Annotated in this window: 7 protein-coding genes; all 7 read left to right on the top strand. The window is 67.9% G+C overall.

Going from position 1 to position 6,394, the window contains the following annotated elements; genetic code table 11:
- Positions 1-68: 68 nt before the first annotated feature.
- The 7 genes from FJV41_RS47355 to FJV41_RS47330 all read left to right on the top strand — a co-directional run bounded on the left by FJV41_RS47355 (position 69) and on the right by FJV41_RS47330 (position 5,784).
- Positions 69-515, top strand: a complete 447-nt coding sequence (locus FJV41_RS47355; RefSeq protein WP_141649218.1) for a single-stranded DNA-binding protein — start codon at positions 69-71, stop codon at positions 513-515.
- A 477-nt stretch (positions 516-992) separates the two neighbouring features.
- On the top strand, positions 993-1,385 hold the full coding sequence (locus FJV41_RS47350; RefSeq protein WP_141649217.1) for a DUF6573 family protein: 393 nt from the start codon (positions 993-995) through the stop codon (positions 1,383-1,385).
- 642 nt (positions 1,386-2,027) lie between these two features.
- Entirely contained in the window at positions 2,028-2,417 is a 390-nt protein-coding gene (locus FJV41_RS47345) for a single-stranded DNA-binding protein (protein WP_281291635.1), read from the top strand.
- 74 nt (positions 2,418-2,491) lie between these two features.
- Complete coding sequence (locus FJV41_RS47340; protein WP_141649216.1) at positions 2,492-2,941, top strand: hypothetical protein; 450 nt, start codon at positions 2,492-2,494, stop codon at positions 2,939-2,941.
- Between the two features lie 311 nt (positions 2,942-3,252).
- Positions 3,253-3,918, top strand: a complete 666-nt coding sequence (locus FJV41_RS47335; RefSeq protein WP_220137963.1) for a DUF6884 domain-containing protein — start codon at positions 3,253-3,255, stop codon at positions 3,916-3,918.
- Complete coding sequence (locus FJV41_RS57010) at positions 3,915-4,712, top strand: Mom family adenine methylcarbamoylation protein (RefSeq protein WP_497812674.1); 798 nt, start codon at positions 3,915-3,917, stop codon at positions 4,710-4,712. Before FJV41_RS47335 ends, FJV41_RS57010 begins: the two co-directional genes overlap by 4 nt.
- 802 nt (positions 4,713-5,514) lie before the next feature.
- Entirely contained in the window at positions 5,515-5,784 is a 270-nt protein-coding gene (locus FJV41_RS47330; protein WP_141649214.1) for a hypothetical protein, read from the top strand.
- The last annotated feature ends 610 nt before the right edge of the window (positions 5,785-6,394 follow it).

Here is a 6,394-nt window from a genome sequence, read left to right as displayed (position 1 = left end):
CTCGTCAACGGCGCTCTCGCCGATGACCCGACGGGGCGAGTCCCGACGGCATACGCATAGGAGCAGTCATGACGGCAGGCGTTAACAAGGTCATCCTCATCGGCAACCTCGGCGCGGACCCCGAAGTGCGCTTCACCGCCAGCGACGGCCAGGCGGTGGCGAACTTCCGAATCGCCACCAGCGAGAGCTGGACGGACAAGCAGGGCGTGAAGCAGGAGCGGACCGAGTGGCACCGCATTGTCGTCTGGGGAAAGCTCGCGGAGCTCTGCGGCGAGTACCTGAAGAAGGGACGGCAGTGCTACGTCGAGGGGCGCCTGCAGACGCGCGAATGGACCGACAAGGAGAACCGCAAGAACTACACCACGGAAGTCGTCGCCAAGGCTGTGACGTTCCTCGGAGGCGGTCGGGACGCGGCCCACAGGAGCGCGGAGCCTGGGCCTGAGAGCCACGAGAACCAGCCACCGCCCATGAATGACGGCATGGCGACCGGTTCCGACGAGGACATCCCCTTCTGATGATGGCTAGGACAACTGCCGAGAACGAGGCTGGGCGCCTCATTGCAGCGGCCATCGAACTCGAGGACATGGCGAACCGGAAAGAGGTATTGGCCACCCAGAGCTGGGTAAAGGACCCAGACCTCTACCTCCGCGATGCGCAGATGTGTCGCGAGCTGGCAGCAAAGGAGCGGAAGCGGGCTGAGACCATGCTGGCCGCAACTCCGAGTCCTGGGTAGCCGCAAGGGACTAGGTGGTGCCGGGGCCTGACAGCCGGCACCGCCCTCCTTTGGTGCCCGCGCCCGGTGCAGTTCGCTCGGCACAGCGCACGAGTAGCGAAGCAGGGCCTCTGAGCGAAACCCCAGCCACGTGCGTGGACATGTGGACATGTGGACATGTGGACGTCCACAGCAGTGTTAGTAATCGAGAATGAGAATGTCGCGCGGGGCGAATCCCGCGCGCTTCGCTGGGGCAAATCCCAGCATGGAGCGTTGCACCATGAACGACGACGACCCGCCACTCATCCACGGCTACAGCCGTGCTGAAGCTCTCAACGATGGCGTGTTGCGAGACGTGACTCTAACGGCACGGGAAGCTGGCTTCAGGCTTCCAGTCGCGGTGACTGCTCGCGTGTGGGGAGACTATGTTGCTGTTCCCCCGTTGCTGGGCGGAACGCAGGACGAAGCCGGACGGTTGTGGGACATCTGCTGGATGGCTTCGGTGGCAGTACGGAGTGTGCCTCGGCACGGACCTGCTACGGACAGCATCACGTTCCAGCTTTACGTGCAGATGGCTCCGCAGTTGCGTGACCTTGTGACGCTGCGGTGCTGCCTCGGTCCCGGGGACAACGCCGAGCCCGTGATTACGATCATGACGCCCGACGAGGATTGATGTGTGGCGAGCCGGACGCTGATTCGTGCGCACCAGGTCCTGCGGCTCGCGGAAGTGACTGGTGCCCGGTGGAGAAGCGCGTCGGGGGCGGGGAAGCCCCCTGTCGCGTCCCCCGAGCCGCGCCAGGCGTCGTCCAGGGCCTCTCTCGGCCCGGGGCAGGCCCGGGCACCCCGGAGAGGCCCAGGCGACGTCCAGGCGCGGCGCCCGGAGCTCGAGCAGCTCGCCGGCGACGTCCAGGCCCCCTCTCGGCCCGGGCAGGCCCGGGCGCCCCGGAGGGGGCCGGCGTCGTCCATGGCGGCTGTCGAGGGTGTGAGGATGAAGGCGGCGGGCGACGTCCACGGCCCCGCTCGACCCGCGCCAGGCGCGGGTGCCCGGCGGGCCCGGGCGTCGTCCACGCCGGAAGCGCCGCGAGGTGCCCCGCGGCGAGGAGAGGAGGGCCGCGAGCGGCCATCGATGAGGAGGAGTTGGGCAGTAGGGGAAGGAGGCTGGGCTGGTGGGGTTGCCAGAGGGAAACCGGTGCCTGTGTTTGTGCTATTCGGATTTGACAAGTGCGTAGGGTGGACGTACTATTCATCTCGTCAACGGCGCTCTCGCCGATGACCCGACGGGGCGAGTCCCGACGGCATACGCATAGGAGCAGTCATGACGGCAGGCGTTAACAAGGTCATCCTCATCGGCAACCTCGGCGCGGACCCCGAAGTCCGCTTCACCACCGCAGGCCAGGCGGTGGCGAACTTCCGAATCGCCACCAGCGAGAGCTGGACGGACAAGCAGGGCGAGAAGCAGGAGCGGACCGAGTGGCACCGCATTGTCGTCTGGGGAAAGCTCGCGGAGCTCTGCGGCGAGTACCTGAAGAAGGGACGGCAGTGCCATGTCGAGGGGCGCCTGCAGACGCGCGAATGGACCGACAAGGAGAACCGCAAGAACTACACCACGGAAGTCGTCGCCACCGAGGTGACCTTCCTCGGGAACTCCCGCGCCTCCACCGGACGGCGTTCGCAGACGAGCGCCGAGCAGCACGCGACACAGTGAGTTGAGCGCGAGACCGAAGGGACAGATGGGAATCCGCCGGGGCGAGTCCCGGCGGAGTAGACGAGGTGAGGCTCATGTTCGTGGGGACGAAGTATTCGGCGCACCGGGACGGCGCCGAAGTCGCGGCGGCAATTCGACAGGACATCAAGGCTGACCAGATGGCGGGGCGCCTCCCGCACCTTCTCAAGGTGTCGGTCACTCTCAAACGATTCGCCGGGGGACAAACGTTACGCATCAGCATCCGGGACGCTCCAATTCAGGTGGAGTCGAGTGCGTATGCGCGCAGCGTCGTGCTGAATCTCCCGGAGAGCCTGTTACCAGAACGGTACACGCCCGCTGCCGTGCGACTCCGGAAGCACCTCGAACGCATCGCGCTGCAGTACCAGCGCGACGCATCCAGGCCGGAGGAGGACTACTCGAACGTCAACTTCTTCCTCCGTGTCGGCTTCGCAGTCGGCTTCATGGAAGTCGACCACGAAATCATCACTGACTACTGGCTCGCTCTCGAAGGAGCGGCAGCGTGATGGCGCCAGTCATGGAAGCAGAGCTGCGCTTGCTGACGCATGTCAGCATGTTCGGTTCGGATGGGTACCCCATCCAGAAGTTTGGGCGTCGGGGCTGGAGCTGGGGGACGGCGGCAGTGAAGGGACCACCAACGATTTTCCGCACGCGCCGCGAGGCAGTCGCCTCGTTCGAGGCCTTCCTTGAAATCCTCCGCATGCGTCTGGGGGAGGCTGCTGAGCGGCGAGCCGTTGAGGACCTCCGGAGGCGTGGGTGGTCGGACCACGCGATTGCCGAACTTCGAGCAAATCTCATTCAGAGTGAGGCGGCGTGAATGCACACTCCCGACCTCTTTCCCGAGGTGCCACGACTGGCGCCTTGCAGTCTCTGCGGGGCATCCGGCATTCGGAATACTTGCACTCGATGTGACCTTCGCCGTCGGCTCTTCGCTCCGCGCGCGCCGCTCACTCCGGAGGAGGAGAACGCATCGGAGGAAGCCCGCCTTGAACGTGCCGAGTCCGCCCGCCAGGTCCGCGAGCGGTTGGAGCGCCTCCAGCGGCTCCAGCGGCCGGTGCGGGTGGCCCTCCTCGGGTGCTCGGCCACAAAAGGCAACTCTGCAGTTCCAGCTGAGTCCCTCTACAAGGGGCGGCTCTTTCGGACCTCCCTGGCATATGCGCGCAGCGTCCTCTGCGCTGATGAGATTCTCATCCTCTCCGCGTTCCACGGCGTCGTGGAGCTGAACCGCGTGATTGCACCCTACGAGCGCTCCTTGGCGACGGCGTCGAAGGACGAGCGCAACGATTGGGCTTGGCGCGTCGGCAGCATGCTGAAGGAGACGTTTCCCGGACTCGACGTCGAAGCCCACTTCCTTGCTGGGCACGCCTACTTCCCGCGAGTCTTCTCGGCGGCCTGGACATTCCGGACACCACTCGCAGGCTTGGCGCTCGGCCAGCGGTATGCGGCCCTCATCTCGGCTATTGAGGCTGGGAGGCTACTGTGACGACTCCGGTCCAACGCTGGCTCTTCGGCAAGGACGTGTACCGGGTGCAGGAGCGCCGCATTCGGCCTTCTGAGTACGAGGTTGCCTCCGTACCTGACGCGACAGCGCGGGCGTTTATCGAAGAGCACCACTACAGCGGCACCTACCCTGCTGCTCGTCTTCGCTTCGGCCTCTTCCGTCACGGAAGCTTGGTGGGCGTCGCCGTCTACAGCCACCCCGTCAACGATGCTGTTTTCCGGTGCCTCCCTGGGGCCGCTCGTGAAAACCTGGAACTGGGCCGCTTCGTCCTCCTTGAGGATGTGCCCGCCAATGGGGAGAGCTGGTTCATTGCGCGCACCTTCAAGGTGCTTCGCTCGTCTGGATTTCTCGGCGTTGTTGCGTTCTCCGACCCGATGCGCCGGCGTAGCCACTCAGGTGATTTGGTGCTCGGTGGTCACGTCGGCACCATCTATCAAGCTACCAACGCCTGCTACCGTGGCCGCTCGACTCCGCGAACACTGAGACTTCTGCCGGATGGCCAAGTCCTCTCCCCGCGTGCCCTCCAGAAGCTTCGCGCCGGAGAGAGCGGCTGGCGATACGTTGCTGCAATGCTGGAGTCACATGGGGCTGCTCCCCTCTCCTCTCCAGCAGAGGTCCTCCCTTGGCTTGCTCGGTGGTTGCCGCGTGTCACAGTGCCCGTGCGACACCCCGGCTGCCACAAGTACGCATGGACTCTGAACCCGCGTCACCGACACCACCTGGGCGTGTCCCTCCCGTACCCCAAGGCCCTGGGGGGCACTGGTGTCACACCCTGACCCCCAGGCCCTCGGGGCGGGGTGGTGCCGGGGCCTGACGGCCGGCACCGCCCTCCCCTCGCGCCCGCGCTCGTGCCCGGTGCAGCTCGCGCGGCACGTCGCCGGGGCTGACGCCGGCGCCGAAGGCTGGCAGGTCCTGCAGCTCGCGGGAGTGACTGGCTCTCGGGGCGGGGTGGCGCCGGGGCCTGAAGGCCGGCACCGCCCTCCCCTCGCGCCCACGCGCTCGGCGTGGCTCGCGCGGCACGTCGCCGGGGGCTGGCGCCGGCAAGAGAGTCGTGAGGACGCCCGCCGTTAGCGCGAGGGTCCATCGCGCGGAGCAATCTGGACCTGGAGGCGATGCGCTAGCAAAGGCCGGCGGGAGCTCACCTCCCCTACTGCCCTTGACGGTCGGGGCGCTCCCGGCCGGAGATGTGCTGGTGTCATGCACTGACCGTTCACGAGGCTGGAGCACGATTCTTGCGGGCGGAGGCTCTGCCTGCGCGGGACAGTCGGCTCAGTGAGGTTCCCAGCACCGAGGACGTGTCCGCTGGCCACCGTCAAAGGCCGAGCGAGGAGTGCCGGACGTTCACCGTCGGAGGCCGTGCAAGGGGTGTCCAATTCGAGGCCGCGTGGTGCCGCGGGCCTAGAAGCGTCCGCCTCGGGCGCGTTCGGCCGCGCCAGGGAAGAAGCCCCCTGTCACGTCCTCCGCCGAGAGGGCCCGAGACGGACAACGGCCCACGTCCCCCCGCTTGAGGGACCCCACGCGCCCCCCCTTTTCCTGCGAGGGGGCGCATGGGGCGCCCTCACCACGAAAGGACACCCAATGACGGACCATGAAGAGACGGAGAACGACGAGACGGCGGTGGAGCTCGCGGTGCTCCGCTTGATGACTGAGGAGGAGTGGAAGTCGTTCCTTTCGGAGGTCCAGCCCGAAATCGACCGACTCGCGAAGGACCAGAGCCTGAGCGCGTCCGAGCGGCGAAGCACCGTCCGCCGGATTCGGTACGCGCAGGTAATCGCCGCATTCCAGCGGGCGCCGAACGCGACGCCCTACGTGCACATGCGCGAGCGGCTTCCCGAGTGGGAGCCGTAGTCGGGCCGCGGGGCGGGGTGCAGACCTCGCCCCGTCACGGCTGTGCCTGTGTCACATGGTGGAGGAGCTGCTGAGCGGTGGAGAAGGGCGTCGGGGGCAGGGAAGCCCCCTGTCGCGTCCCCCGAGCCGCGCCAGGCGTCGTCCAGGGCCTCTCTCGGCCCCGGGCAGGCCCGGGCACCCCGGAGAGGCCCAGGCGACGTCCAGGCGCGGCGCCCGGAGCTCGAGCAGCTCGCCGGCGACGTCCAGGCCCCCTCTCGGCCCGGGCAGGCCCGGGCACCCCGGAGGGAGCCGGCGCCGTCCAGGCGGCTGTCGAGGGTGTGAGGATGAAGCCGGCGGGCGACGTCCACGGCCCCGCTCGACCCGCGCCAGGCGCGGGTGCCCGGCGGGCCCGGGCGTCGTCCACGCCGGGAAGGCGTCGGGGGCAGGGAAGCCCCCTGTCGCGTCCCCCGAGCCGCGCCAGGCGTCGTCCAGGGCCTCTCTCGGCCCGGGCAGGCCCGGGCACCCCGGAGAGGCCCAGGCGACGTCCAGGCGCGGCGCCCGGAGCTCGAGCAGCTCGCCGGCGACGTCCAGGCCCCCTCTCGGCCCGGGCAGGCCCGGGCACCCCGGAGGG

Source organism: Myxococcus llanfairpwllgwyngyllgogerychwyrndrobwllllantysiliogogogochensis (assembly GCF_006636215.1).
Classification (GTDB): domain Bacteria; phylum Myxococcota; class Myxococcia; order Myxococcales; family Myxococcaceae; genus Myxococcus; species Myxococcus llanfairpwllgwyngyllgogerychwyrndrobwllllantysiliogogogochensis.
The sequence above is the reverse complement of the archived record's forward strand: the minus strand, read 5'-3'. Positions and strand labels throughout refer to the sequence as shown.